Consider the following 25565-nt stretch of genomic DNA (forward strand, 5'->3'; position numbering starts at 1 on the left):
AGGCATAACCCCCGCGCGGGTTGATGGATCGAACGATCCAGGTACTGCTTGTGCATCCTTCGCCCTGGGAGGGGCGAACGTTCGCGCATGGGATGCTGGTGCGAACTGGATTGGTCACGCGGTCGGAACCGCGCCGTAGCCTCGAAGACCGTGGCTACCTGGGCATGTCGCTGACGGATCAGCGGAACATGGCGGGAAGCATGGAGGAGCCGGGCGGGGGGTGTCGCGCCGCAATGCGTTCTTGCGCGCTCCCCCTTTGTCGATCAAGGCACTGACGGCGCAGCCGCCTCGGTGAGTCGGGATAGTTTCTTGCCAATAGTTCTACAATCGTTGTATCATCGAAGCATGAACGAAGATCAAGCCGTTACAGCGCTCAGCGCATTGGCCCACACCCAGAGACTGCGCGTGTTCCGCGCCCTCGTGGTGGCGGGGCCGGCGGGCCTGACGCCCAGCGTCCTGGCCGACCAGCTCGACGTGGCCCGCAACACGCTCTCCTTCCATCTGAAGGAGCTGGCCCACGCCGGGCTGGTCACGGTCGAGCAGCAGGGGCGCAACCTGATCTATCGCGCCGATTTCGCGCAGATGAATGGCCTGCTCGGCTACATGACCGAGCACTGCTGCCAGGGCGCTGCCTGCGAAGTCTCCGATTCGGACCCCTGTGCGTCCTGCTGAAAGGAGAAGTATTCATGAAACGCTTCCATGTTCACCTGAACGTCGATGACCTGAGCCGCAGCATCGGCTTCTACTCGCAACTCTTCGCCGCGCAACCGGCGCGTGTCGAGTCCGATTACGCGAAGTGGATGCTCGAAGACCCGCCGGTCAACTTTGCGATCTCCACGCGCGGCGACAAGCCGGGCATCGACCATCTCGGCATTCAGACCGATTCCACCGAAGAACTCGCCGCCCTGAAGGCGCGTGCGCAGGCGGCCGACATGGCGCTGCTCGACGACGGCGAGACGACGTGCTGCTACGCGCGCAGCGAGAAGCATTGGGTCACCGATCCTCAAGGCGTGGCTTGGGAGCACTTCCACACCCTGGGGAATATCCCGGTGTTTCATGAAGGCGCGGAACCAGCGGCTGCTCCGGCTGCTGGCTCGTGTTGTGCGCCTGCCGGAGTAAGTGACCGGCCTGCCGGCATCGCCGTGCAAGCCAAGTCTTCCTGCTGCTGATTCGAGAAATTTCTATGACTACCGAAAGAATCTACAACGTCCTGTTCATCTGCACAGGCAATTCGGCACGCTCCATCATCGCCGAAGGACTCCTCAACCACCTCGGCAAAGGCAAGTTCCTCGGCTATTCGGCCGGCAGCATGCCCAAGGGCGAAGTGCATCCGATTGCGCTGGCGACCCTGGAGAAGCTGGAACTGCCTACCACGGGATATCGCAGCAAGAATTGGGATGAGTTCACGCTGCCCGACGCGCCGCTGCTGGATTTCATCATCACGGTCTGCGATAACGCCGCTGGCGAGGTCTGCCCGGTCTGGCCGGGGCAGCCCGTCACCGCCCATTGGGGTGTGCCGGACCCGGCCGCAGTGGAAGGCAGCGAGGTCGAGAAGCATCTGGCCTTCGCGGACACCGCCCGTGTCTTCCGGCGTCGTATCGAACTGTTCTTGTCCCTGCCTCTGCGAAGCCTGGACAGCATGTCCTTGCAGAACAAGGTGCGCGACATCGGCAAGCAATAAGTGTGGTTGAAGATGTCCTCGTCACAGGAAGCCTGAATGCGCGAATTCACGATCTACCACAACCCCGACTGCGGCACTTCGCGCAACGTACTGGCGATGCTTCGCCAGAGCGGCATAGAGCCGGTTGTCATCGAGTACCTGAAGACGCCGCCGGACCGCGCCACCCTGGCTTCGCTGATCGCCAGCATGGGCATGACCGCGCGCGGCCTGCTGCGCGTCAAAGGAACGCCTTACGGCGAACTGGGCCTAGACGATCCGAAGTGGAGCGACGATGAACTCGTCGGCGTCATGGTCGAGCATCCGATCCTGATCAACCGGCCCATCGTGGTGGCTCCGAAGGGCGTGCGACTGTGCCGGCCTTCCGACCTGGTGCTGGAACTGCTGTCCGATCCGCAACTGGCCTTCACCAAGGAAGAAGGCGTATCCGCCTTGCTGTCGGAGCCGGCCAGCGCGGACGACGCTCCGCGAGCGGCCCTGGTGGCCGCCGGGCTACCCGTCGATGACCTGGACGACCCGAACCTCGCGCTGCTGCGATTTCGGTTGCCGACTGGCGACACCGTGGGATACGGCGGCTTCGAGCGCCATGGTGACGCCGCACTGCTGCGCTCGATCGTCGTGCTGCCGGCCTATCACGGTTCCGGCATTGGCCGCAATCTCATGCTGCTGCTGATGCGCCGTGCGTTCGATGCCGGCGCGCAGCAAGGCTATGCGCTGACGACGAATGCGGACGACTGGTTGGAAAAGCTCGGCTTCACGCGCCTCGATCGCGGACAGGTGCCCGAAGAAATCTTGCAGACCCGTCAGGCCACACAACTTTGCCCAAGCAATGCGCGCATCTGGAGCCGTTCCCTGCGGCCCTGAATTGACGCCGGCTTAGGCCGTACCGAATCCAAGGAGATTACCTGATGGCATCACCCCAACCGGCATCCCGCCTGTCCTTTCTAGACCGCTACCTCACGCTCTGGATCTTCGCCGCCATGGCGCTGGGCGTCGTGCTGGGCATGATCTTCAAGGGCTTGCCCGACGCGCTGAACGCGATGTCGGTCGGCACCACCAACATCCCGATCGCCATCGGCTTGATCCTTATGATGTACCCGCCGCTGGCAAAGGTGCGCTACGAGGAACTGCATCGGGTGTTCGCCGACAAGCGCGTGCTCCTGCTCTCCCTGGTGCAGAACTGGCTGATCGGGCCGGTGCTGATGTTCGCGCTGGCGGTGATCTTCCTGCGCGACCACCCCGAGTACATGACCGGCCTGATCCTGATCGGCCTGGCCCGCTGCATTGCGATGGTGCTGGTCTGGAATCAGTTGGCGCGGGGCGACAACCAGTATGTCGCGGGCCTGGTCGCGTTCAATTCGATCTTCCAGATTCTGTTCTTCTCGACCTACGCCTGGTTCTTCCTGTCGGTGCTGCCGCCGCTGTTCGGCTTGCAGGGCAGCGTCATCGACGTCAGCTTCTGGACCATCACCGAGGCCGTGCTGATCTACCTGGGCATTCCGTTCCTGGCCGGCTACCTGACCCGCCGCATCCTGATCGGCAGAAAGGGCGCCGAGTGGTACGAGAAGGTTTTCCTGCCCAAGATAAGCCCGATCACGCTGGCGGCGCTGCTGTTCACCATCGTCGCCATGTTCAGCCTCAAGGGCGGCGACGTGGTGCGGCTGCCGATGGACGCGCTGTTGATCGCCGTGCCGCTGACCATCTACTTCGTCGTCCAGTTCCTCGTCAGCTTCTTCATGGGGAAGCTGATCGCGGTCGATTATCCGCGCACCACCGCGATCGCCTTCACGGCGGCCGGCAACAACTTCGAGCTGGCGATCGCGGTCGCCATTGCCACCTTCGGGCTCGCCTCCCCCGTCGCGTTCACGACCATCATCGGCCCTCTGGTGGAAGTGCCGGTGCTGATCATGATGGTGCATGTGGCCCTGCGGCTGGGCCGCAAGTGGTTCCCCGCCACGGCTCCCATGCGGCCATGATCGACTTTGCCGCATACCGCTGCCGTTCCCATTGCACGCTCAATTTCAGCATGAGCGGGTGAGTGGATGGAGGGTCACGCGAACGAGCTGGCGGAAACCGTCGGGCGAACGGTGGACTACACCGACCGGGTGTACTGGAGTGGCCTCATCAAGATGTCCCTGTCGAGGTTCTTCATCTTGAGCGTGCTGCGCGCTCGTCCGATGCACGGTTACGAAATCGCGCGGGCCGTGGAGTGCTCCACCCGAGGGTGCTGCACGCCCACGGAGGGCACCATCTATCCGGTGCTGCGCGAGTTCGAGCGCGGGGGCTACGTCACCGTGCATGCGGAAACCGTGTCGGGGCGAGGCCGCAAGGTCTACACCCTGACGGATCGCGGTCGCGAGGCGTTCAGTGTCGCGACCAAGGCGTGGATGGAAGTCGCCGAGCACATCCACTGCCCATCGTGATTTTTATTTGGGCCAATGCCTTACCCATCGATGTATCGAGGGAGAAGGTATTGATCAAGGCAACCGTTCCCGTTGCCGATCGATGGCCCGTTCCGATTTGTGAAACAGGAGTAAATGATGCCATTGCGTTCTCTTTCTGACCCGGATCACCTGCCCGCGCTGGACCCGCGCTTCCTGTACGAGCGGCCCGCAAACGGCCTGGGGCCGGACACACATCCGCCGCGCATTCTGCTGCTCTACGGCTCGCTGCGCGAGCGTTCCTACTCGCGCCTGGCCGTCGAGGAAGCGGCGCGCATCCTGCGGTACTTCGGTGCTGAGACGCGCATTTTCGATCCCCACGATTTGCCTTTGCCCGATCGCATCGGCAACGACGACCATCCTGCCGTTCGCGAGCTGCGTGAGCACTCGATGTGGTCCGAGGGCCAGGTCTGGTGCAGCCCCGAACGCCACGGCCAGATTACCAGCGTGATGAAAACGCAGATCGACCACCTGCCGTTGAACATGGGCGGCATGCGGCCGACCCAAGGGCGCACGCTCGCCGTCATGCAGGTCTCCGGCGGTTCGCAGAGCTTCAATGCCGTGAACACGCTGCGACTGCTCGGCCGCTGGATGCGCATGTTCACGATCCCCAATCAATCCAGCGTGGCCAAGGCATATCAGGAGTTCGATGAAAGCGGCCGGATGAAGCCTTCGAGCTACTACGACCGGATCGTCGATGTGATGGAGGAACTGGTCCGTTTCACCATTCTCACAAGGCCGCACGCCGCGCAGTTGGTGGATCGCTATTCGGAGCGCAAGGACGCCGGCAAGCCGATCGATGCCAGCGTGGACCTGTCGGCCATCGCCATCGGGCAGTCCGAGCCCGCGTGATCCGGCCCGAAAAGGGGCCTACGGGCGCTGGTTTCCTTCGATGCGGAAACAGGCCCTTTTGAGAGAACCAATGTGGAACGCTCTATCGGCAGGCCGCGCCTTGTGGTGCCGGTCCTCGGTGTTGTGCAGATCTTCGCCTGGGGCAGCTCGTACTACCTGCTGGCGGTGCTCGCGGAGCCCATCGCGAAGGACACGGGCTGGCCGATGGCCTGGGTCGTGGGTGCGCTTTCGCTGGGGTTGTTGACCGCAGGCGCGGTGTCTCCGCGCGTGGGCGACGCGATCGCGGAGCATGGCGGGCGTCCGGTCCTGACTTTCGCCTGCACGTCGCTGGCGGTTGGATTGGCGATCCTCGCCGTATCGTCATCCCTGCCGCTTTACCTGTTCGGATGGGTCATCCTGGGCGTCGGCATGGGTGCCGGTCTCTACGATGCCGCCTTTGCGTCGCTGGCAAAAATCTATGGCAGTGACGCGCGTTCCGCCATCACTGCGGTGACGCTGTGGGGCGGGTTCGCCAGCACCGCATGCTGGCCGCTCTCGGCGCTGCTGGTCGAGCATGTCGGATGGCGGGGTGCCTGCGTGACCTATGCCGCGATCCTCCTGGGCATTTGTGTGCCCCTGATCCTTTGGAAGCTGCCGAGCGTCCGCTTGCAGAATGTGGGCGATCATCTGGTCGGCAAGCCGGCGATCCACCTCACGGTACTGGAGCGACGGCAGTACCATCTGTTTGCCGCGATCCAGATCATCACCGGCATGTTCGTGACGATCGTCGCAGTGCATCTGCTGACGCTGTTGCAGGCACGTGGCCTTTCTCTGGCGGAAGCGGTCGCGTTCGGTGCCTTCATCGGGCCGGCGCAGGTTGCCGCCCGCGTCGGCGAGATGGCGGGCCGTGGACGCCATCATCCGCTCTGGACGTTGAGCGCGGCAGTCGGGTTGTGTGCCTCGGGACTGATCCTGCTTGCGATCGGATCATCGTTCGTCGGTCTCGCCCTGATCCTCTACGGCGCAGGAAACGGCATCTTCTCGATCGCCAAGGGGGCGCTGCCGCTGTCGTTCTTCGGGGCCGACCGCTACGGGCCGCTCATGGGGCGCCTGGCACGGCCGGGACTCATTGCCCAAGCCATTGCACCGCTGCTGGGGGCGGTGCTCATCTCCCTGGTTGGCGGCAACGTGTCCCTGTACGCGCTCGCCGCCCTGGCGGCGGCGAACATTGTTTTGCTGGCCTTGCTCTGGATGACGCATCGGTGACCGTAGTCGCGGCGTGATGCGGGCCGCACAAGGAAAGAGCCCCGTGAAGGGGCTCAAGGTGGAGGGGGTCATTCTTCGTAGACGGGCAGGCCGTCCAGTATCGCGGCGTTCGGATCGAAGATCAGTATGCGCACGTCCGCCATGGCGGCCAGGTGCAGCACGTTCAGCAGTGGTGAAGGAACGCACGCATCCGCCTGCTCGTTATGCAGGGCCTGGGCATCGCGGCCATCGACGATTTCGAGGTTGGCGTCGGTCCAGGGAGTGGCGATCAGTTTCACGCCCACGGCATCGCTGTCAGGAATCCTGAAGGCTTCAAACAACAGGCCGGTGAGCGTGGACGTATCCGCGAGGTCTTCGAGGTACTGCATCGTTTCCTCGGGAAGATGCCCGGAACTGATCTCCCAGCAGCGGCTGTAGTGGCCGGTGTCGAAACGCAGACGCCGTACCACGTCGCGTGCGGCTTCCTCGGAGTAGGTATCGCCAACATGCATCGGCGCCCCGGCGTCGTCCGCCATGACGGCATAGACCACCGTGCGTGCAACGCCGTGGCTGTGGCACTGTAGGGCCAGTTCGTCCGCCACGTTCTGTTCTTCTCTGACCAGTGCGAAGTCATCGCAGAAGATGCAGGCGAACAGAAGGATCTCATCGTCCCGTAAATGGGACTGCGAGGCGTGCAACGGAAGATAGGTCAGCGGGCAATCGTCATCGTAGGCGATGGCGATCATTCGCTGAATGGAAAGGCCGTTGTAGCCACGGACGAAGGGATTGGAAACGGGATTGGCATTGGGGTTCATGATGATTCTCCAGTAGAGGAAAGGCGGAGCCGATCCCCTGCCGGGGATCGACCCCAGAGGGATGAAGGAAGCGGTGGCCGTCACGGGTGACGGTCCGCAGGCGTTGTTACCAGCCGGTGTAGTTGAGGATCAGTGCGGCGATGATCTTGCGCCGCTCGATATCGAGGCCGCCCAGGTCGGCCAGACCATGGACGCCGACGCGCTTGAGCAACGCACCGCCGTCCTTGGAGTTATAGAAGCTCACCATCGCGGCGAGAAAAACCCTTTCGCCGGAACTCATGGCACCGATGGACTTCTTGATGTGGGCGACGTTCGGGCACAAGTCCCACTTGTCCACGGCCAGGTCCAGGCATTCCCGCGTGCCGTTGCCGAACAGGCCGGGGCCGACCAGCTCGACGCCGCGCTTCCAGGCGTGGAAAAAGGCTTGAGGTGCTTGCGAGAAATACAGATCGTTGCGCGCGATCTCGTCAAAGATCGCCTGCTCGTTCATCGTGTTCATGACGATTTTCTCCTGATGATAGGTGGATGGTCACGGGTACTGGCGCTGCGTCCATGCGCCGGTTTCCAGGGCATGGCGAGCGGCCTCGTGGCTCGGGAAATACTCGACGGACTCGCGGGAAACAGGACCGTCGTCGAAGGTGCCGATGTAGTGTCCGGCGGCACTGCGCAGCACTTGCAAGGGCAGGCTTTTGCCCACATACGCCAGCGCCAGCAGACCCGCAGGGGTCACGGGGTTGGTTGCGACTGAATCGAAGGACATGGTGCTCTCCTATGAAGGATGGGAAGCGCCACATCCCGACGGGACGGGGCGATTCCCGTGGGGTGGAACGAAGCATCGTCGCCAGGGCATGGCGATCGTCCGCAGGAGCGATGCGAAGCGGACTGGATCGGTCGGCGCGGAGAAACCGCACCGCAGCTTTGAAGACCGAAGCTGCCTGGGCATGGTGCTGACGGAGGTCAGCGCGCATGGGGTGTAGGTTCGGGGGCCTGGCGTGCATTGGCGAGCCGAAATCCGCTCGCGGTCGTCGCCCGATTGCCTGCCGAGCGTCGCGCATCGGCGCCGCGAAAGTGGGTGTGAAGGAAAAAGCGGCCGAAGGCGTGAGCCTTCGGCGGGGAAGAATCACCACCTGTGGGCTGTTGCAGGGCGTGGCCGTCGTCAAAGCCTGCCGCTGGTCCAGCAATCTCACCCGACCCGTTTCGTGGCTGGGGTCGGAAGCCTCTGGCACACATCCGCGCACAAAGGGAACCCGTTGTTTCGCCGGCGGGCACCGGCGCCGAGTACCGTGGACCCGAGGGGTCTCCTGACGATTCGCACAGCGGCAAATCGTCAGGAGACCCCTCGCGATCGACGGAAGGAACACTGATCAATGGAATGGCGACGAGCGCTATTCGTGGAGAAATGACCTTCTCGTCCCGTGGCCCTGTATCGGCCAGGCGGAACGCGCACACCGTTGCAGAAGGAGACGCGCGCTGGGGAGTCCCACGGGACGCGGGACGGTTTGCCTCGCCGTCAGTGAAATCCCGGCGCGGCAGAGGTGTTCATTGGCATCAGGACGCTTTGGGCGCAGCGCGCCGCTTGCGCGAGGCCCTGCGCTTGCCCGTCGAGGAATCGGCCGGCAGCGTGCCCTTGCAATCGGGATAGCGGCTACATGACCAGAAGGCGCCGTTCTTGCCGTTGCGCTGGCGCGTTGTCGCGCCGCACACCGGACAGGCTGGTCCTTCGGGCAGCTTGATCGACAGGACGGTGCCGCGATACTGCTGAACCAACTGTGCGACCCAGGCCGATTGCTTGTCGATGAAAGTGTCCAGCGTCATCTGGCCGGCCTCGATCATGTCCAGGGCCTGTTCCCAGATCGCCGTCGTACCGGGGTCGGTGATCGCCGCCGGCACCGTGTCGATGAGCGTGCAGGCCGCGTCCGATGCGCGGATGGCGCGTCCCTTCTTCACCAGATAGCCGCGAGCCAACAGGCCGTTGATGATGCCGGCGCGTGTGGCCTCGGTGCCGATGCCTGTCGTTTCCTTCAGCTTCTGTTTCAGCCGTGAATCGGTGACCAGCTTGGCGACACCCTTCATCGCCTTGACCAGCTCGCCCTGGGTGTAGGGCTTGGGGGGCAGCGTTTTCAGTGCCTTCAGTTCGACCTGCTGGACGCCGCAGCGTGCTCCGGTATCCAGTGGCGGCAGGATCTGGCTGCGCTGGGCCGGCTCGTCGTCCGCCGCATCCTGCCTCTTTCCGGGGAGCGCCAGGCGCCAGCCCGGCGCGATGACCTGCTTGCCCACGGCCTGTAGCGATTGCCCTGCGCAGTCGAGCATCGCCTGCGTGCGGTCGAATTCGTGATGCGGCAGGAACTGCGCCAGGTAGTGCGCCCGGATCAGCGCGTAGACCCCCAGCTCCTTCTCCGACATGGCCGAGAGTTTCGCAGGCTCCAGCGTGGGAATGATGCCGTGGTGCGCCGTTACCTTGCTGTCGTTCCAGGCGCGCGTGCGCTGTGTCCTGTCGAGCCGGTTGATCAATGGGCGCAGGCTGGGATCGGTGGCGAGCAGCGCGTCGAGCACGGTCGGCACTTCGGCCAGCATGCTCTCGGGCAGGTAGCCGGAGTCACTGCGCGGATAAGTCGTCGCCTTGTGCGTTTCGTACAAGGACTGCGCGATGTCCAGTGTCTCCTGTACGTCCAGACCAAACTGTCGCGAGCACACTTCCTGCAAGGTGCCCAGGTCGAACGGCAGCGGCGCGGCTTCGCGCACGCGCTCGATCTCCACCGACAGCACCTTCGCTTCACGGCCAGCACGTATCTGGTCAGCCGCCCGCTGCGCCACCGGCTGTTGCAGGCAGCGACCGGCTGCGTCCGTGGTGCCGCCGGGGGGCATCCAGCCTGCCGTGAAGGACTGGCCCGCGTGGGACAGCACGACGTCGATGGTCCAATACGGCACGGAGACGAAGCGCGCGATTTCGCGGTCGCGGTCCACCACCAGTTTCAGCGTCGGTGTCTGCACGCGACCGACTGAAAGCACGCCCGAGTAGCCTGCCCGGCGACCGAGTACGGTGAACAGGCGGCTCAGATTCATGCCGATCAGCCAGTCCGCCCGCGAGCGGGCGAGTGCCGAGTAGTACAGGGGCAGCGTCTCGGCCGATGGCTTGAGCGCGCCAAGCGCTTTGCGGATCGACGTATCGTTCAGCGCCGACAGCCACAGTCGCTGCACCGGCCCACGGTAGCCGCACAGATCGATGATTTCGCGGGCGATCATCTCGCCTTCGCGATCGGCGTCGGTGGCGATCACCAGTTCGCCGGCTTGTGCGACAAGCTGCTTCACGATCTTGAATTGCGTGGCGGTCTTGGCCTTGACCTCGATGCGCCAGCGCTCGGGAATAATGGGCAACTGCTCGATGGACCAGTGCTTGAACTGTTCGCCGTAGGCTTCCGGCGGTGCCGCTTCGACAAGGTGGCCGATGCACCAGGTCACTGTGATGTCCGAGCCGCTGTAGCAGCCATTGCCGCGCTGCCGGGCGCCCAACACCCTGGCGATGTCCTTGCCCTGCGAAGGCTTCTCGCACAGATAGACCCGCACGCTTGGCCTCCTTCGTCATGGCATGGCGTTTCCTGTGATGGGCTTCAGCATGGCGAGTCGGCGCAGTCGTGGCAGCAAACAAGCCGGAGCTGCCTCAGACCGGCTTTCGGTAGGCAGTGGAGCGCCGGGGCGATTGGAGCGCAGCGGAACGCGGCGGCGCTATGCCACTGGTATAACGAGCGCGCGACTGGCGCACAGTGAGCGGCTGAAAACTGGTCCAGCCGCTCACTCGGGATCGCGGAGCGGGGTTACTCGTCTTGGGATGGTTCGGCCGCCTGGCCCTTGGCGCTCAGGGTCACGGCTTCGATCCGATACGGCAGGATGCCCACGCTGCGCGCGTTGATCTGCCACGTCTCGCGGGGATTGTCGTCCTTGTCTTCCCAGGGCTCGCGTTCCATGCGTCCGCTGACCACGACGCGCATGCCCTTCTGGTACAGGCTGGCCCAGTGCTCTGCGTCCCGATGCCAGATGTTGACCGGCGCCCAGAAGCCGTTGCGATCTTCGTATTCACCGTCGCGCTTCGGGATCGGGTTGTCGAAGTACACGTTCAAGCGCAGTCGCCGGTTCGGCTCATCGTTGCCATTGGGAAACTCGCGGTATTCCGGCGCAGAGCCGATGTTGCCTTCGCCATAGAAGTGGGTGCTCATGGTGCCTCCTGTGGAGTGGTGGGGTGAGTCGTGATGCCGTGCCCATGGATGCGGCGCTGGTAGGCCGCCTCGGCCTGGGCCGCCTTGTTGGCGCATTCGAGGGCCTGGCGGGCGATGCTGTGCGTGAGGCTGATCTGCATGTTCAGCGCGATCCGCTGCAACTCCATCGCGTAAAGGTCATCGATCAGTGAAGCGGGCGTCGCGGGATCGGCCAGCAGCCCTTCCCACAAGGCGACGCCCATGCTGGAACGGTCGAAGTTGCGCCAGCGCAGAAAGGTCGTGCCTGCGCCAGTCGTCTGCTGGGCCAGTTGCACACCGAGCAGGCTGAAGGGATAGCCGCGCGCCTGGGGCAGTACCCGCCGTTGCGCCAGCACGATCAGGTCGTCACGCAATGCCGCGCACTGGTTGGCCCAGGTCTCCAGACCCTTACCCTTAAAAGGCGTTAAAAGGCCCTTTAGGTAGGCTGAGTGTTCCAGTCGCTGGAAGTCCGTCTGTTCCAGTGGCGTGAAGCGTGCCGGTGTGCCGGCGAGAGTGGATTCCGTCATGCTGGCTCATCCTCATCGGACGCGGCATCGTCATCCTTCGCGTCGTCGTCCGTGGCCTCGTCGGCTGGCGCAGCGCTCGGGTTTTCCACCTTCTCCGGCTTGACGTCCTGTGATGACCGGCGGTTGATCGGCGGTGCGAAGCGCGAGCGGCGCGTGCCTTCGAGCACGTCGGTCGGCAGTTCGCCGAACTTCTCCAGTGCCGCGCGCGCCGCTGCGTTCTTCGCCGCGAAGTCGTTGCGCGTCGTGCCGGAATAGCGGTACTGCTGAGCCAGGGAGAACAGGCTGCGCAGCGCATGCGCGCCATCGTTGAGCCAGCGCTCCAGGGTGCTGCGATCGATCAATGCTGTGTGATGCGCCAGGATCAGACGCCGCGCCAGATCGTCGTAGTCGGCCAGCAGGTAGACCGCCATGAACCCCAACTGCGAATTGACAAACAGCGGCAGCTTGACCGGCTGCACGTTGAGGTTCTCGCCCAGGCTGAGTGCGGGCGGCACGTCGGCCAGGGCCTGGTCAACCTGTTCGCGCAGCGTTTGCAGGCGCGTCTTGGTGTCGGCGATCTTTTCCTCCACGCGCAGCATCCACCAGTCCGAGTAGGGGTCGTCCTGTTCGGCGCCGCGCTTGAGCTTGTTCATGATGGAGATGAAACCGTTCAGGCCGATGATGCCGGGCCGGCCTTCGGCGGGCGTGCGACCGTGCCAGATACGTGAGGCGTGATGCGTGTGCAGCGTCAGCGCCATCGCGCTGCGCAGCGACCCGAGATTCAGTTGCAGGGGTTCGTTTGCCATAGGGGCGACTCGCTGTGAATGGACGAGTCGCCAGCATCGACAAGCGGCGGAAGGCTGTCAGTCAACAAACCGCATTGCGCCGCCGCCTGTTTGCCGGACCGGGAAGGCAGGCTGTTGCGCTATACCACTGGTATAGCCGCTGACTTCAAGGCTCCTTGAACAAATCGTGCAGGCGGGTCAGATGCTGCTGTGCGGCCTCGTGATCGATCGCTGGCGGAGACCAGTCGCGTTCGGGTGCGCGCAGTGATTCCAGAGACGAGGGTGAAATGACGGTTGGTGCATGTTCTGGCTGGCCGGCCCAGGCATGGAACTCGCCCTTGATCGCCTTCTGGATGAGCCCGAAGAGATAACCCGCCGGGTTGCGAATGCCGCCGGCCTGGCAGCGGGCCGCCCATTCGTCGAGCACCGCCTGTTGCAGCGTGTCGTCCACCCGCTGAAGCGCGACCAGCGCGCCTGACTGCTGTTCGTCCTTCATGACGAGAAAGCGCTGAGGCAGACGAAGGTTTTCTCGCGCGCGCGGTACTGTACGTATTTTATTATTTTTAATACTTTCTTTACGTACTGTACGGTCCTGCTTCGAATTCCGAAGAATGCCGTCTGACGGGGCTTTGCGACCCGCTTCGGATTCCGAAGACGGCTGTTCTCCGTGCCGAAGAAGGGCTTCCGGGCCTTCTTCGGTTTCGTGAAGCGTCTCGTCCTGTGGATAACTTTCGAGTGGGTTCCACTCCTGGCTCGCCAACCGCTGCGCCAGCACCTGCAGGCGCGTGGGCAGGGCGCAGCCGTTGAGCAGCGGGTCTTCGGCGATCTCCTTGAGCGTTTGGACGCCGATATGTCGCACGGCCTTGCTCGCATGCGTCAATGCCTGGTTTACCAGGTCCAGGTAGTCGGGATCGAGCTGCATGGCCTCGAAGGGCGTCAGCGGCTCATCGTGCAGCACGTACAGGTTGCCCTGGATGCGCCCGGTGCGCGGATCGCGCCTTCGCCGCACCAGGCTGAGCCAGCGCGTCAGGCGCAGTAGCGTGAGGGCGCGCGCCACCGTCTCGTGGGACGCCTTCGACGCGCACGGGGTCGAGGCCAGGTAGGGGCGGAGTTGTTCGTAGGTGGGAAAGGCGGTGATGCCGTCGTCGTCGAGCAGCAGCCGGAACACCTGCCAGGCGTTGCGTTCCAGCGGTGTGAGTCGATGATCGAAGAACAGCGCGCGCGGCACGCTCTCGTGACGGTTGCCGCTGAACAGGAATCCATCGGTGGCCATCGGCCCGGCCTGTCGTGGCGGCAAGCGCTGGGCGGCCTCGTCCAGCAGGGCAGAGAGCGAGACCGGACCGCCTCCACGATGAGGCTTGTCGATCTCCATGATCTACACCAGTCCCTGGTCGATCCAGCCCCGAATCGTCGCCCAGATGACGGAGGCCGGCAGGGCGAGTTCTTCGGCAAGATCGAGCGTGAGGTCGAGCATCGCCATGTCGTCGTCCAGCGCGATGCCGCGTCGTTCGACGGCGGGTTTCCAGCGCCCCCACAAGCCGGTGTCCTGTTCCTCGCTCAATACCGGATGGCGGCCCTTGCGTTTGGGCAGGCCGAGAACATCCCGGCGCAGCGCCACTTCCTGATGGGTCAGGCCGTAGAACTTGCTGACCATTTCCGTACTCGCGCCCAGGCGGAGCATGCGATCCACGGTGGCAATCTCCTTCTCGACGTCCCCCATCTGGTTCAACAGGCGTTGCAGTACCTCGCGGTTCACCTTCACCGAGCACCAGGACACCGTGGCGTTGACCAGCATGCTGACCAGCTCCGGGTGTTTGAGTGCATCCAGCTCCCGGTCGCCGAAGCCCATCGCCTTGCAGCGGCGCAACTGGCCGTTGCGCAGATCGTGCAGCGCCTGGGCGATCACGGCCTGGTTGAGCGGATGCGGTGCCGACATGGTGTGTCTCCCTCTGCCTTACGGTTCGGTGGAGACGGGCGTGCCCGATGCGATGCCGGATTCCAGTTCCAGCAGCCGGCGCGCGAGTCGCAGCAGGCGAAAGAGTTTGACCAGGCCGTTGTCGCTCAGGCGCGAAGCCTGAGCCTTGTCGCCATTCTTCCGACCCTGCAGCAGCGGACCGAGGGCATCGGTCAGACGCAGGTTGTCGAGGGTGGTGGGTGCTGCGGCCGCCGGCCGGTATCCCGCACTGAGGGCGTGCAGAAGGGTGAGCGTGGCGCGAGCGAGGAGCGACATCGCATGCGGGTCCGTCGAGAGGGCGCCTGTGTCGCAGATGAAGCCGATACCGTCATCGACGGCCTCGATGCGTTCGGCTTGTCCGGCTTCCTCGGCGATCTCGCGCGCGAACTGCACGATATGCACGCGCAGCCGGTCCGGCGCGTCCAGGCCCGGTTCGATGTACCAGACATCGGAAATCGGGTAGAGCCCGCCGGCTTGCACTGGAATTGCCTGCAAGACATTCGCCTCGAAGTCCGGCAACGCTTCGCCGGTCTGGTCGGCCACCAGGCGCTGGATCGCCTGCAAGCGCTCGGTGGTCGGCGCCGGTGACACGATATGGCCTCGCAGGCGTTCGTCGTGATCGTCGTCCGAAGGCTGCGAACTGTCGGGCGTTTCCGAGGGTGGGGACGCTGCCGGCGGCTCCGGTGCCTGTTGTGGCTTTGGCGATGAGGCTGGGGGCTGCGCAATGGGTGCTGGCGGCGCCGGGTCGGGTGAGTGCGGTGGCTGTAGTGTCACGGGCGCGGCCGTGGCGTTGCCGGACGGCGGCGCGTGGGGCGACGGATCGCTGGTCAGCGCACGTTGCCGGTTCTCGGTCTCGCCGATCTCCAGCGTCAAGCTGTCGTAGTCGGCCTCCAGCAACTCGGCCATCTGCCCGATCAGTTCATCCTGCACCCGCTTGATCGAGAAGCCGTCGGTGTCGCCGTCGAACACGGCGAGCACGTCGTTGAACAGCGAAGGAAAATCGACGGCCAGCCGTTTGCTCGCACCGCGTGCTTCCCATATCCGTGCGCTCGCCCTGCGCAGGGCTGTCAGCCGTTCCACCTGGGGGCGGCCCAGGCCGCCGTAGAGCACGGACGGGATCGCCGGCAACAGGTAGCGCACGGCGTCCTGCATACGGCTGATGTGTGGCTGGGCGATCGGATAGCCGTCGGCACTGAGGCGACGTGCCAGCTCGCTCTGCGTCAGCGTCTGGCCCGACTCCTGTTCGTAGAGTTCGCGGGCCTTCTCCACACCCAGGGCGCGCTCAATGAATGACAGGCCGCCGTGCAGTTCGTTCTCGGCCAGATGGCCGGTGAGCGCGATGATCTCGCCGCGCTCGGGCCAGGGCCGGAACAGGCAGGAGATGCGGAAGAAGCGCTCGTCCTTCGCTTCGCTCCACAGCTCGCGCAGGATGGCCAGCCGTGTGTTGCCGCCGTTGCGAATGATGTAGTGCGTCTCGCCGGGGCGGCGGGTGATGGCCGGCGGCGCATCGAGGCCGCGTTCCCGGATCGATGCCTTGATCTCGTCGTAGCGCGGGTTGCGCGTGACGCGCGGATTGAGGTCATACGGCTGGAGCTGGTCCAGCGTCACCGTCATGGGGGTATCGGCGATGGGATCGCTGAGCGCATCGGCGACCGGGCCGCTGCGCTCGAAGCGGTCGGCCAGCAACTTGGTCGCCATGTCTTGCGAGGTCAGCTCAGCCATCGGCGTCGCCCCCCTTTGCCGTCGTTTGCAGGTCGGTGGCGCGGTTGGTGCGGCGCAGTCGAGCGCGTGCGTTGAGGCCGGCGCGGCGGTCGCTGGGCGTCGAGCCGGTGTAGATCGGAGGCAGCCCCGGTTTGGTGAATTTCAAGTGTCCGCCAGACGTGCGAACGACCTCCCAGCCTTCCTTCAAGGCGAAGTCGATGAGTGGCTTCAGCCGTTTGTTTCCACGATGGAGGGATCGCGCGGTGGTCATACGCCGCCCCTCCGGTGCGCTCCCGCCTTCAGCCGAGTGAACGAGGGTTCCCAACTCGGCAGCAGTTCGCAGGCGAGTGCGCGCATCGTGTCGAAGGCGGCCGGTGTCGTCCGTCCTGTTGGACGTCGTTGTTCCACACGATGCACTGGCAGGGCCTGTGTCGATGCGCGTGGGTAGGCTTCGATGGCCGGGATGCTGGTATCGAGTACGGCGATGCCGGGCTCGGATTGGAACAGGTCGCGTAGCGCCTGCTGTATGAGGCGCGCGTTGCTGGACACCGGATGCACACGATTGATGAGCAGGCGTAGCGGCGGGGTCGTGATGCCGAGACGTTGGTATGGCGCGATGTCCCGCATCAGTTGCAGGGTGCCGCGCCGGAACTCGCGGGCGGCGAGGATCTCCGGCGTGACCGGCGACACCGCCAGATCGGAAGCCAGCACGGCCATTTCAAGCAGGACACTGCGCGCGCCCTGCGTATCGATCAGTATCAGGTCGTAGTGCGCACGGAAGGTGGGCAGCAGGTTGCGCAACCGGAGCCGTCCGTCCGGCGCATGCAGCAACAGGGTGTTCAACTGCCCCTTGTCGTCGTTGGAGAGCACCAGGTCCAGGCCAGCGATCGTGGTGCGCGACACCAGGCGCTCGATGTCCTGTTCGTTGAAGGCCAGCAGCTCGTAGATGCCGGCGGGCGCGCGTGCTCCCAGCTCGAAATAGCTCGACAGTGTGGGCTGCACGTCCAGGTCCAGCAGCAGCACGCTCAGCCCGGCATCGGCGGCGAAGCCGCCCAGGTTGGCCGCCGTGGTCGTCTTGCCTACGCCGCCCTTGGTCGAAATGATGGATACCACTTGCATGGGCTTCTCCTCACGGAATGGGACGAACCGGAAAAAGGAGAAGCGTCAGGCGCGCTCTTTGAGGCGATCAGCGATCCACTGGTCGATCTCGGCCGAATCCCAGCCCACGGCGCGCACGCCCAGGCGCAGCGCCTTGGGGAACTTGCCGTCTTTCATCAGGCTGTAGATGTGCGCACGCTTGAAGCCGGTCTTGGCTTCGACTTCGGCGCGGCGCAGGATGCGACGTTCAACCGGCATCGCCGGGGCGGTGATCTGCGAAGACATGGTGGGCACTCCTTGACGCTCGTCGGCGCTGTTCGGAAAGTGCCTCGTATTCAATAGCGCACAGGAACCGTTTGCACTGCAATTGCAGACGGTGTGACTGCAATTGCAGTCAGCGTGCGCTGGCGTCCAGATGCCGCTTTGCCTCGGCGAATTTCGCCCATAGGGTGCGTTCGCTGATTCCCGGTCGGCCTTCGTAGTGGGCGAGCAGTGCGCTGATGACGGAATCCATCGTCTCGAATGATGAATACGGCATGCCGCCCGGCGACTTGCCGAGCAGCAGCGTCAGCAGCCCGCCAACGATGTTGAGATAGGTAGTTTCGCTGCGGGGTGTGACCTCGCGACCTGCCGAGTCCCAGCTTTCGGCCTGCCTGCACAGGAGCTTATGTTGCTCATGCAGCGTGCTGAAGGATTGTTCGCGGTCCGCGAGGCGAATCTTGAGTGCTTCCTGTTCGGCCAGCAGCGTTTGAACGGTTTCGATGCTGACCGCCGGGTGGAGCCGGCGCTCTATCGCGTCGAAAAGAAAGGCAGGTCTCTGGTCGGGGTAGAAGCGCGACATCCATGTCTTGAGATCGACGTGCCGAACGGTGAGACCTGGATCATCGATCAGCGAAGCGTCGTCGCAGGTAATGCCGGCTTTGCCATACAGGAGGTCGCCATTCCTGATCGCGTCGAACATGCGCTCGGTGTTGAGACGAAGCATCGGCCATCTTGGAAAATCCCCGGCATCGGGAATTTGCCTGGTTCCCAAGGTGTCGAGAATGTGGGTTTCAAACCGGATCAGTCTGCTCCATCGGATGGCTGCCTCAATGGGTCGATAAAACACTTTGGAATGGTGAGGGGCGCTTGTCTTGCGCGTTTCTGTGCCAGCCATCCGTCTCCTCCGACAATGCTTCCGGGTTTCACTTGGACGGATATCGTCTTGCTGCTGTCGCCGCCTGAGTGCGATCCAGCAAAGGTAGGACTGGTGGTATGGCTAGTGCTATGAGGATATGTCAGGGCGCTGTATCCTCAACTTCTTCGATTCCTGCCATTTCGCAGACAGTCCTGATTTCATAGTGGCCAAGTGCTTCCGCCTCCCGGTTGGGGTTGGTTGGGGCGGATATTGGAGTCTTCTTGCTTGTAACGGCACCGTAAAGACCTGACAGGTCTTGATGGAATGTCGTCGTGCTACAGGCTTGGTTCAGACCCGGAAAGTCTCAAGGCTGACGCGCTTGGCGGCCTACAACGAATTCTTGGATCGGCGCCGTTTGGAGCGAGCGCGATGCTGGCTTACACCTATAAAGCCAGAGTGCATACGCATGTCGTGTTGGCAGCGGTCTGGCGGCGGAAAGCGCGGCGACACATACCGCACAGGTCTTGATGGAGACCTAAAAAGAAACGGCTTTGGGTCGCTGTGGCGCCCTAAATGTGGCATCAATCGCGTCGTCGGTGGATAGCGGGTTGCTCCAGCTCGCCGACATCCGTGGGCCGGTGAAGCCGCTCTGCAACCGGGGGTGCTGCCAAGATTTTGTTGCCATACAGGGGCGCCGGATTTACGTGGCGACCTTGCTTGCCCGGCGAATAAAGCTGCTCAACTGTTCGGACGGCTCGATATCGGGCCTCAACAAGTAGGTCGTGAGCATGATGGAATGTCCGGCCAGAGGGCGTGCGACCACATCCGTGGTTTTGCATGCTGAAATGTGTGCTGCGCTGGAGAACCCGATGCCATAGCCTGCCGCCACCAGCGCCAACATCAGATCATGCGTGGCCACGTGTTCGGCCACGGTCGGCTGCGCACCCGCTGTTTGCAGCAGGCGCTCCAACTGCTGACTGCAACCCTTGCAGACTTCGGGATGGCAAAGCACCAATGGATAGTTCAGTACCTCGTCCAGCGGCACGCGCTTATGTGCCAGCAAGGGATGCCTGGCCGGCACAGCCACGACCAGCGGATCACGCCAGACCGGCTCGGCGATGAGTCCTTCCTCGACTTCATCGGCGAGTGTGAAGCCGACATCGTACATATCGTTGCGTAGACCTTTCAGTTGCTGCGAGAACGGCATCTCCGACAGCCGGATCTCGACTTCCGGTTCTTCTTCTCTACACAGGGCGAGCAGCGTGCTTAAGCGGACTCGGGCGATACCGTCGGAAAGGGCGATGCGCAACGTACCGCGATAGCCAGTGGCCGCAGCCTTGGCATTTGCTTTGGCTTGTTCCAGGGACATAAGGACGCGACGAGCATCTTCCAGGAAGACCTGGCCGGCCCAGGTCAGGCGTGTGCCACGGGATGCGCGTTCGAGGAGGACGACGCCCAGGTCGGATTCGAGATTCTTGATGGTCCGCGACAGGGGAGATTGCTCAATGTGCAGGCGCTCGGCGGCCCGGCTGAAATGCAGCTCTTCGGCCACGGCAATAAAGCATCGAAGATGGCGTAACTCCATGAGATACTCTCCATTCGTGCGCAATATCCATGACGGCACTATTCAATTGATGCCCGCTACTTCTCGGGAGGAGTTCATCCATGCGGGCTGAGAGTGCCGAGTACCGCTACGCTTACCAGAATCAGGAGCGCGATCGTCGCCTCGATGGCCACACTCTGTCGCAGGTACTGTGCAGAGTGCGAGGAGGTGCCGGTATGGATGTCACGTTCGAGCCGGGGCACCAACCACCAGCGATGCAGGGCGGCGAGGCCCAGCATCGCAGCGAATAGCGCCAGCTTGAGCAGCATCAGGTTGCCGTGCCGGCTGTGAAACAGCGCTGCGATGGACCAGCCGACCAGGTCCCCATAGTGAAGGATGCCGGTCACCACCAGGACGCCGACGAAGACCGTGCCCGGCCGCGAAAAGGTGTGTAGTGCCCGCCACAGCATGCGTAAGCCCTCACCCGCGGCGGGTTTGCCGTGTCGAACGAGCAGAATCAGCAAGGCGAAGATGGCGCCGATCCAGCCGCCGGCAGCGAGCAGGTGCGCGATACCGGCCAGCAGCCGCACCGTGCCAGTTACCCCCTCGCCACCGGCAGCGTGTCCGTTCCAAGCCAGGCTGACTAGCGCCACACCGGCGAGTAGGGTTACCCGCCGAATGGGGAATGGGCGTTCGGCGCGCCGCGACTGCCAGCCAAGTACAGCAAGCAGCAGTACCAGCAGCAATGCTCGCGTCAGCCCGGCGCGCCCGGCGGCGGTGTCGAACAGATACCAGGCCACGTCGTCCCGCGCCAGCTCGGAAACCGCGACCCCCATGATGCCAGCAGCACTGCGGGCAATCTCAATGCCCACCAGCGCCAAGCCGAGCATCGCACAGATCAGGAGCCCGAGGCTCAAGAACCCTCTGGGCAGGGGGGAGCGTTGATCAGCGCTGATCGTTGAGATGGCCGGACCGTACCACGCGAACAGTGGTAATCCGAACAGCAGCATCAGGTTCAGATACTGCGCGAACCGAAGCGCGTAGTCGAGCAGGCTGGACATGACGTTGGCACCTGCTTATCGGATGGTGAAGCTGTATTCGCCCGTCATCGGATGATTGTCATCACCGACGGCGCGCCATTGCACGCGGTAGACGCCTGCTCCGAGGGGATGATGCGGCGTGGCGCGTAGCGTCTTGCCGTCGTTGATGAGGTCAACGTTAATGTGTTCGACTTTCTCTTTGACCCCGCCGTCACTTATGACGCTCAGCTCCAAGCGCGAGGCGCGAAGTACAAGCTGTTCACTGAAGACGAGATCGATCTGCTGCGGTGTCGTGACAACAGCATTGGCCGTCGGTGTGGATTTGACGAGGGAGATATGGGCCTGAGCGACCGATGTGATCAGCAAGCCGGTCGCAAGACAGGCACCAACAATCAGAGAGCGAAATTGAGTAGTACGGTTCATGTGCATTACACCTCTTCCTATGTTCAAGAATTTCGGCTGCAGCAACTTCGGCCGCCGCCTCCTGTTGATTGGCTGGACAGCCTGTCGCGGCCCGCCACAAGCGCGGGATACCCCGCCTGTTGCAACTTCGACAGCAGCGGATCGTTGCCTTGATCGAAGTTGCCCCGAACTCGAACATGACCGGTGGTCAAATGTACTTCCACGGCATCGACTCCCGGCAGCTCATTCAGTGCATCGGTGACTTTCGCGATACATGAGCCGCAGCTCATACCCTGCACGTCGAGATCCACTGTGTTCATGACTGCGTTCTCCTCTTGATCCCGAAGGTCACGGGGACATTGGTCGCTTTATCGCATCGATCAGCGATAGGCTTGATAGACGCTGGTGCTACCATCGACATGGATCAGCAGAACGTCGTAGGGGTCGTTGCGGTTGCCATAGAGTGGGCTGTCCATACCAGGTGACCCAATCGGCATTCCTGGCACGGCCAAGCCGATGGCGTCGGGCTTTTCTTCCAAGAGACGCTTGATATCGGCAGCCGGTACATGGCCTTCGATGGCATAGCCGCCGATTCTGGCGGTATGGCACGAGCCAAACTGCTTGGCAATGCCGAGCCGTTCACGTATGCCGGTGTTGCCGGTATTGGAACTACGCACCTGGATGCCCACTTCTTCAAGATGCTGGACCCATTCGTTGCAGCAGCCACAGTTGGGGTCTTTCCAGACTTCCGCGCTCAGCTCCGATGCGGTTGCCGCATTAGCACCGAGCATGGACGACAGAAACAGGCCCGCCAACCAGACGCGGTATTTGATAGTGACATTCATCATGCTCGGCTCCGGGACTCTTTATTGTCGGTAGAGGGGATTTGTGGTGCTCGGGCGTGATTCAGGGCCCGAGATACACCATCCGTCTTCCTACCGATGCTAGAGAGCGGGCGCTGTCAGACAAATGACCCGTGCGTTACATCTATGTCATTCATTTGTCATTTGCGCGAGCCATCTAAAAGTGACTATTGGATTACGTGAATGTAATGAACGAGTCATCCCCGCGACAGTGACCGTCACCTATGTTGAATGCTGTGAGTTCTACAGCATTGAGTTCTATGGCGGTGCGCGGTGCGCTATGTGATGCCTATTCCAGAAAGCCCCGGATACCGCAGCCGTTGTGGCTTGCCACTTCCGGCGGGGTCTGAATCGAGTCTTTCCACCATAGCGACTTCGGATGCAGCAGGTACCCGATGGCATGTGCCGCAGTGATGCGCGTGCTCTGCCACCGAGGTCAATCCATACCATCATTGGAGATCGTTCATGTCATCCAGATCTTTCGGCTCAGGTGCCGAAGAAAAACTCGCACTATCACGACGGCAGTTTGTCCAGGGGCTGGCCGCGGGTGGCGCAATGCTTGGCTTGGGGTTATGGCCCAAGCAGAGTTGGGCGTTGCGCTCACCGGGGCAAATCGAGGTTCTGGCGGGCACGCAGTTCGACCTGAGCATTGGGGAAACTATGGTGAACTACACGGGTAAAACGCGCCCGGCGATCACTATTAACGGGTCCGTGCCCGGACCGATACTGCGCTGGAAAGAAGGTACACGAGTGCAGCTTCGGGTCCGTAATGACCTGCCGCGTGGATCGATTCATGGCGACTCAACGTCAATCCATTGGCATGGCATTCTGCTGCCGGCCAACATGGACGGCGTGCCAGGCTTGAGCTTCGACGGCATCAATCGTGGCGAAAGCTACCTGTACGAGTTCGATGTTCGCCAAGGCGGCACCTACTGGTACCACAGTCATTCCGGATTTCAAGAGCAAGGAGGGATGTATGGGCCGCTGATCATCGATCCGATTGAGCCTGAACCATTCTCTTACGATCGGGATTACGTGGTGTTCTTATCGGACTGGACCGATATGGACCCGGCGCGGCTGTTCGACCGGCTGAAGAAGTTCTCTGAGTACGACAACTACTACCAGCGCACCGTGGCCGACTTCTTTCGCGACGCGCGCAGCAACGGTCTACGCGAAACCCTGCGCGACCGCGGGGAATGGGGGCGCATGCGGATGACCCCGACCGATCTGTCCGACGTCAATGCCCATACCTATACCTATCTGATGAACGGCACCACTTCGCTGGGCAACTGGACCGGTATTTTTCGCCCTGGCGAAAAGATCCGGTTGCGCTTTATCAACGGGTCGGCCATGACCTATTTTGATGTGCGTATCCCAGGTCTGAAAATGACGGTCGTCGAAGTCGATGGGCAATATGTGCACCCTTTGACAGTGGATGAGTTTCGAATCGCCACCGCCGAAACATTCGACGTGATCGTCGAGCCTTCCGGTCAGGATGCTTTCACGATCTTTGCCCAGGACAACGCCCGCACCGGCTATGTCAGCGGCACCCTGGCGGTGCGCGAGGGCCTGCGCGCGCCAGTACCTGCGGTGGACCCGCGGCCGCTTCTGACCATGGCCGACATGGGGCACGGCGATCACGGCGCCCATGGCGAACACGGTGCCGCAGCGGCCGCCGATCCGCATGCGGGACATGGAGCACCTGCCGCTCAGGACTCGCACGCAGGTCACGGCGGCAATGGCATGCAGATGCAGACGCATCCGGCCAGCGAAACCCGCAATCCGCTGGTCGACATGCAGACCATGACGCCTGAACCCAGACTAGCCGATCCGGGAATCGGGCTGCGTGATAATGGCCGCACGGTGGCTACTTATGCTGATCTGAAAAGTTTGTTCCCAGACCCCGATGGGCGTGAACCTAGCAGAACCGTGGAGCTGCACCTGACCGGACATATGGAGCGATTCTCGTGGTCGTTTGACGGAATCAGATTCAACGATGCCGAGCCGCTGCGTCTCAATTATGGCGAGCGCATGCGGATCGTGTTGGTAAACGACACCATGATGTCTCATCCGATTCATCTGCACGGGATGTGGAGCGATTTGGAGGATGAGCAGGGCAATTTCCACCTGCGCAAGCACACCGTGGATATGCCCCCCGGCACGAAACGCAGCTATCGGGTGAGAGCTGATGCGCTTGGGCGCTGGGCGTACCATTGCCATCTATTTTTCCATATGGAAGCCGGTATGTTCCGCGAAGTGAGGGTGGAAGAATGAGCACAAACAAACCCGCCTTGTGGGTAGCGATTGTCGCGGTCCTGTCCATGCCCGTTGCGGTCCAGGCACAGCACGCCGGGCATGAAGCGCAAGCCACGCCGCGTTCGGTTGCGTCGTTGAGTAGTACCGAGCAACAGGCGCATGACCAGCATGACGGCCACACTGAGGCGGGCGACGCGCAGCACGGCGACCGCCCGGCGATGGATCACGCGGATCACTCGCAGATGGATCATTCTCAGATGGATCATTCGCAGCACGGTGTTAGCGGCGATATGGATCACTCACGGATGGATCACGCGGGCCACTCGTCTGGAGACCCGAACCACGGTTTGCGCGAACCCATACCGCCGATCACCGACGCCGACCGCGCGGCAGCATTTCCGGAGCTTCAGCACCAACACAAACACGGCGCAAGCAGACATTCGTTCTGGCTTTTGGATCAATTAGAGGTGTCCGACACGAGTGATGGCACAGAGATCGGCTGGGAAGGCATCGGCTGGGTCGGCAGTGACCTCAACCGACTGTGGCTGCGGAGCGAGGGGGACCTCTTGGACGGCAGCGTCGAGACGGGTCAGATTGAAGCACTCTATGGAAGGCCTGTACTGCGTTGGTGGGATGTCGTCGCGGGTGTGCGTCAGGACTTTGGCAGCGGACCGTCGCGCACTTGGGCGGCATTCGGTGTTCAGGGCCTAGCGCCCTACTTTTTTGAGGTCGAGGCCACCGCGTATGTCGGCGAAAGTGGGCGAACTGCGTTGAGCGTCTCAGCCGAGTACGAAATGCTGTTGACCAACCGGCTGATTCTCACTTGGGAGGCCGAGGCCGATGCCTTCGGAAAGGCTGACCCCGAACAAGGGATCGGATCAGGTCTGAGCACTGTGGGACTCGGATTGCGCCTGCGCTACGAAATCACCCGCCAGTTCGCACCCTACATCGGCTTCGGGCGCGAATGGAGTTATGGAGAAACGGCAAACCTCCGCGCACTGACTAATGACGGAAGAACCGACAACCGCTGGGTCGCCGGCCTGCGGCTCTGGTTCTAAGAG

Annotated in this window: 29 protein-coding genes and 1 pseudogene; 11 read left to right on the top strand and 19 right to left on the bottom strand. The window is 62.7% G+C overall.

Annotated features, from left to right (window positions below):
- Positions 1 to 345: 345 nt before the first annotated feature.
- From ACL2XM_RS24210 to ACL2XM_RS24250, 9 genes and pseudogenes are all read left to right on the top strand, one after another.
- A complete protein-coding gene (locus tag ACL2XM_RS24210) occupies positions 346 to 672 on the top strand; it encodes an ArsR/SmtB family transcription factor (protein ID WP_413731797.1) in 327 nt (108 codons plus the stop codon).
- Between the two features lie 14 nt (positions 673 to 686).
- Positions 687 to 1169, top strand: coding sequence for an ArsI/CadI family heavy metal resistance metalloenzyme (locus ACL2XM_RS24215; RefSeq protein ID WP_413731798.1), 483 nt, complete (start codon positions 687 to 689; stop codon positions 1167 to 1169).
- Between the two features lie 14 nt (positions 1170 to 1183).
- Positions 1184 to 1681: an arsenate reductase ArsC gene (locus ACL2XM_RS24220; protein WP_413731800.1), complete on the top strand. Its 498-nt coding sequence runs from the start codon at positions 1184 to 1186 to the stop codon at positions 1679 to 1681.
- Positions 1682 to 1717: 36 nt separating this feature from the next.
- Positions 1718 to 2101 (top strand): annotated as a pseudogene (arsC, locus tag ACL2XM_RS24225) (arsenate reductase (glutaredoxin)); the annotation flags it as partial.
- Positions 2102 to 2158: 57 nt separating this feature from the next.
- Positions 2159 to 2542 carry a GNAT family N-acetyltransferase gene (locus ACL2XM_RS24230; RefSeq protein ID WP_413733263.1) on the top strand — a complete coding sequence of 128 codons (384 nt, stop codon included), beginning with the start codon at positions 2159 to 2161 and terminating at the stop codon, positions 2540 to 2542.
- A gap of 44 nt (positions 2543 to 2586) precedes the next feature.
- The gene (arsB, locus tag ACL2XM_RS24235) at positions 2587 to 3654 is read left to right on the top strand and encodes an ACR3 family arsenite efflux transporter (RefSeq protein WP_413731801.1); all 1068 of its coding nucleotides are present in this window, start codon (positions 2587 to 2589) and stop codon (positions 3652 to 3654) included.
- Between the two features lie 66 nt (positions 3655 to 3720).
- Positions 3721 to 4101, top strand: a complete 381-nt coding sequence (locus ACL2XM_RS24240; RefSeq protein WP_413731802.1) for a PadR family transcriptional regulator — start codon at positions 3721 to 3723, stop codon at positions 4099 to 4101.
- Between the two features lie 117 nt (positions 4102 to 4218).
- Positions 4219 to 4971 carry an arsenical resistance protein ArsH gene (gene arsH / locus ACL2XM_RS24245; RefSeq protein WP_413733264.1) on the top strand — a complete coding sequence of 251 codons (753 nt, stop codon included), beginning with the start codon at positions 4219 to 4221 and terminating at the stop codon, positions 4969 to 4971.
- A gap of 72 nt (positions 4972 to 5043) precedes the next feature.
- On the top strand, positions 5044 to 6216 hold the full coding sequence (locus ACL2XM_RS24250; protein WP_413731803.1) for an MFS transporter: 1173 nt from the start codon (positions 5044 to 5046) through the stop codon (positions 6214 to 6216).
- A gap of 68 nt (positions 6217 to 6284) precedes the next feature.
- On the opposite strand, the gene ACL2XM_RS24255 is transcribed toward ACL2XM_RS24250, so the two are convergent.
- From ACL2XM_RS24255 to ACL2XM_RS24345, 19 genes are all read right to left on the bottom strand, one after another.
- The gene (locus ACL2XM_RS24255) at positions 6285 to 7010 is read right to left on the bottom strand and encodes an ABC transporter substrate-binding protein (protein ID WP_413731805.1); all 726 of its coding nucleotides are present in this window, start codon (positions 7008 to 7010) and stop codon (positions 6285 to 6287) included.
- A gap of 106 nt (positions 7011 to 7116) precedes the next feature.
- Entirely contained in the window at positions 7117 to 7509 is a 393-nt protein-coding gene (locus ACL2XM_RS24260) for a hypothetical protein (RefSeq protein WP_413731806.1), read from the bottom strand.
- A gap of 30 nt (positions 7510 to 7539) precedes the next feature.
- On the bottom strand, positions 7540 to 7770 hold the full coding sequence (locus tag ACL2XM_RS24265) for a hypothetical protein (protein ID WP_413731807.1): 231 nt from the start codon (positions 7768 to 7770) through the stop codon (positions 7540 to 7542).
- Positions 7771 to 8558: 788 nt separating this feature from the next.
- Complete coding sequence (locus tag ACL2XM_RS24270) at positions 8559 to 10574, bottom strand: DNA topoisomerase III (protein WP_413731809.1); 2016 nt, start codon at positions 10572 to 10574, stop codon at positions 8559 to 8561.
- Positions 10575 to 10822: 248 nt separating this feature from the next.
- Positions 10823 to 11221 (bottom strand): single-stranded DNA-binding protein, encoded by a 399-nt coding sequence (locus ACL2XM_RS24275; protein WP_413731811.1) that lies wholly within the window; start codon positions 11219 to 11221, stop codon positions 10823 to 10825.
- Positions 11218 to 11766, bottom strand: coding sequence for a DUF3158 family protein (locus ACL2XM_RS24280; protein ID WP_413731812.1), 549 nt, complete (start codon positions 11764 to 11766; stop codon positions 11218 to 11220). The genes ACL2XM_RS24275 and ACL2XM_RS24280 overlap by 4 nt, the downstream gene beginning before the upstream one ends.
- Positions 11763 to 12551: a PFL_4669 family integrating conjugative element protein gene (locus ACL2XM_RS24285; RefSeq protein ID WP_413731814.1), complete on the bottom strand. Its 789-nt coding sequence runs from the start codon at positions 12549 to 12551 to the stop codon at positions 11763 to 11765. The genes ACL2XM_RS24280 and ACL2XM_RS24285 overlap by 4 nt, the downstream gene beginning before the upstream one ends.
- A gap of 145 nt (positions 12552 to 12696) precedes the next feature.
- Complete coding sequence (locus ACL2XM_RS24290; protein WP_413731816.1) at positions 12697 to 13902, bottom strand: STY4528 family pathogenicity island replication protein; 1206 nt, start codon at positions 13900 to 13902, stop codon at positions 12697 to 12699.
- Positions 13903 to 13905: 3 nt separating this feature from the next.
- A complete protein-coding gene (locus ACL2XM_RS24295; RefSeq protein WP_413731817.1) occupies positions 13906 to 14466 on the bottom strand; it encodes a DUF2857 domain-containing protein in 561 nt (186 codons plus the stop codon).
- 18 nt (positions 14467 to 14484) lie between these two features.
- Positions 14485 to 16206: a ParB family protein gene (locus ACL2XM_RS24300; protein WP_413731819.1), complete on the bottom strand. Its 1722-nt coding sequence runs from the start codon at positions 16204 to 16206 to the stop codon at positions 14485 to 14487.
- Positions 16199 to 16456 (bottom strand): type II toxin-antitoxin system HicA family toxin, encoded by a 258-nt coding sequence (locus ACL2XM_RS24305; protein ID WP_413731820.1) that lies wholly within the window; start codon positions 16454 to 16456, stop codon positions 16199 to 16201. Before ACL2XM_RS24305 ends, ACL2XM_RS24300 begins: the two co-directional genes overlap by 8 nt.
- The gene (locus ACL2XM_RS24310) at positions 16453 to 17304 is read right to left on the bottom strand and encodes a ParA family protein (RefSeq protein WP_413731822.1); all 852 of its coding nucleotides are present in this window, start codon (positions 17302 to 17304) and stop codon (positions 16453 to 16455) included. Before ACL2XM_RS24310 ends, ACL2XM_RS24305 begins: the two co-directional genes overlap by 4 nt.
- A 45-nt stretch (positions 17305 to 17349) precedes the next feature.
- Positions 17350 to 17568 carry an AlpA family transcriptional regulator gene (locus ACL2XM_RS24315; RefSeq protein ID WP_413731824.1) on the bottom strand — a complete coding sequence of 73 codons (219 nt, stop codon included), beginning with the start codon at positions 17566 to 17568 and terminating at the stop codon, positions 17350 to 17352.
- Positions 17569 to 17677: 109 nt separating this feature from the next.
- Positions 17678 to 18439, bottom strand: coding sequence for a hypothetical protein (locus ACL2XM_RS24320; RefSeq protein WP_159558689.1), 762 nt, complete (start codon positions 18437 to 18439; stop codon positions 17678 to 17680).
- A 661-nt stretch (positions 18440 to 19100) separates the two neighbouring features.
- Positions 19101 to 19985, bottom strand: a complete 885-nt coding sequence (locus ACL2XM_RS24325; RefSeq protein ID WP_413731826.1) for a LysR family transcriptional regulator — start codon at positions 19983 to 19985, stop codon at positions 19101 to 19103.
- Between the two features lie 74 nt (positions 19986 to 20059).
- Entirely contained in the window at positions 20060 to 21004 is a 945-nt protein-coding gene (gene copD, locus ACL2XM_RS24330; RefSeq protein WP_413731827.1) for a copper homeostasis membrane protein CopD, read from the bottom strand.
- A gap of 15 nt (positions 21005 to 21019) precedes the next feature.
- A complete protein-coding gene (gene copC / locus ACL2XM_RS24335) occupies positions 21020 to 21406 on the bottom strand; it encodes a copper homeostasis periplasmic binding protein CopC (RefSeq protein ID WP_413731828.1) in 387 nt (128 codons plus the stop codon).
- Between the two features lie 23 nt (positions 21407 to 21429).
- Positions 21430 to 21705, bottom strand: a complete 276-nt coding sequence (locus tag ACL2XM_RS24340) for a heavy-metal-associated domain-containing protein (protein ID WP_413731830.1) — start codon at positions 21703 to 21705, stop codon at positions 21430 to 21432.
- Between the two features lie 60 nt (positions 21706 to 21765).
- Complete coding sequence (locus ACL2XM_RS24345; RefSeq protein WP_413731832.1) at positions 21766 to 22233, bottom strand: DUF411 domain-containing protein; 468 nt, start codon at positions 22231 to 22233, stop codon at positions 21766 to 21768.
- A 480-nt stretch (positions 22234 to 22713) separates the two neighbouring features.
- Between ACL2XM_RS24345 and ACL2XM_RS24350 the strand changes: the two genes are divergently transcribed.
- Together ACL2XM_RS24350 and ACL2XM_RS24355 are read left to right on the top strand one after the other, a co-directional pair.
- Positions 22714 to 24522, top strand: a complete 1809-nt coding sequence (locus ACL2XM_RS24350; RefSeq protein WP_413731833.1) for a copper resistance system multicopper oxidase — start codon at positions 22714 to 22716, stop codon at positions 24520 to 24522.
- Positions 24519 to 25562: a copper resistance protein B gene (locus ACL2XM_RS24355; RefSeq protein WP_413731834.1), complete on the top strand. Its 1044-nt coding sequence runs from the start codon at positions 24519 to 24521 to the stop codon at positions 25560 to 25562. The genes ACL2XM_RS24350 and ACL2XM_RS24355 overlap by 4 nt, the downstream gene beginning before the upstream one ends.
- Positions 25563 to 25565 lie beyond the last annotated feature (3 nt).

The organism is Sodalis sp. RH20, assembly GCF_047324205.1.
Taxonomy (GTDB): Bacteria; Pseudomonadota; Gammaproteobacteria; order Enterobacterales; family Enterobacteriaceae; genus Acerihabitans.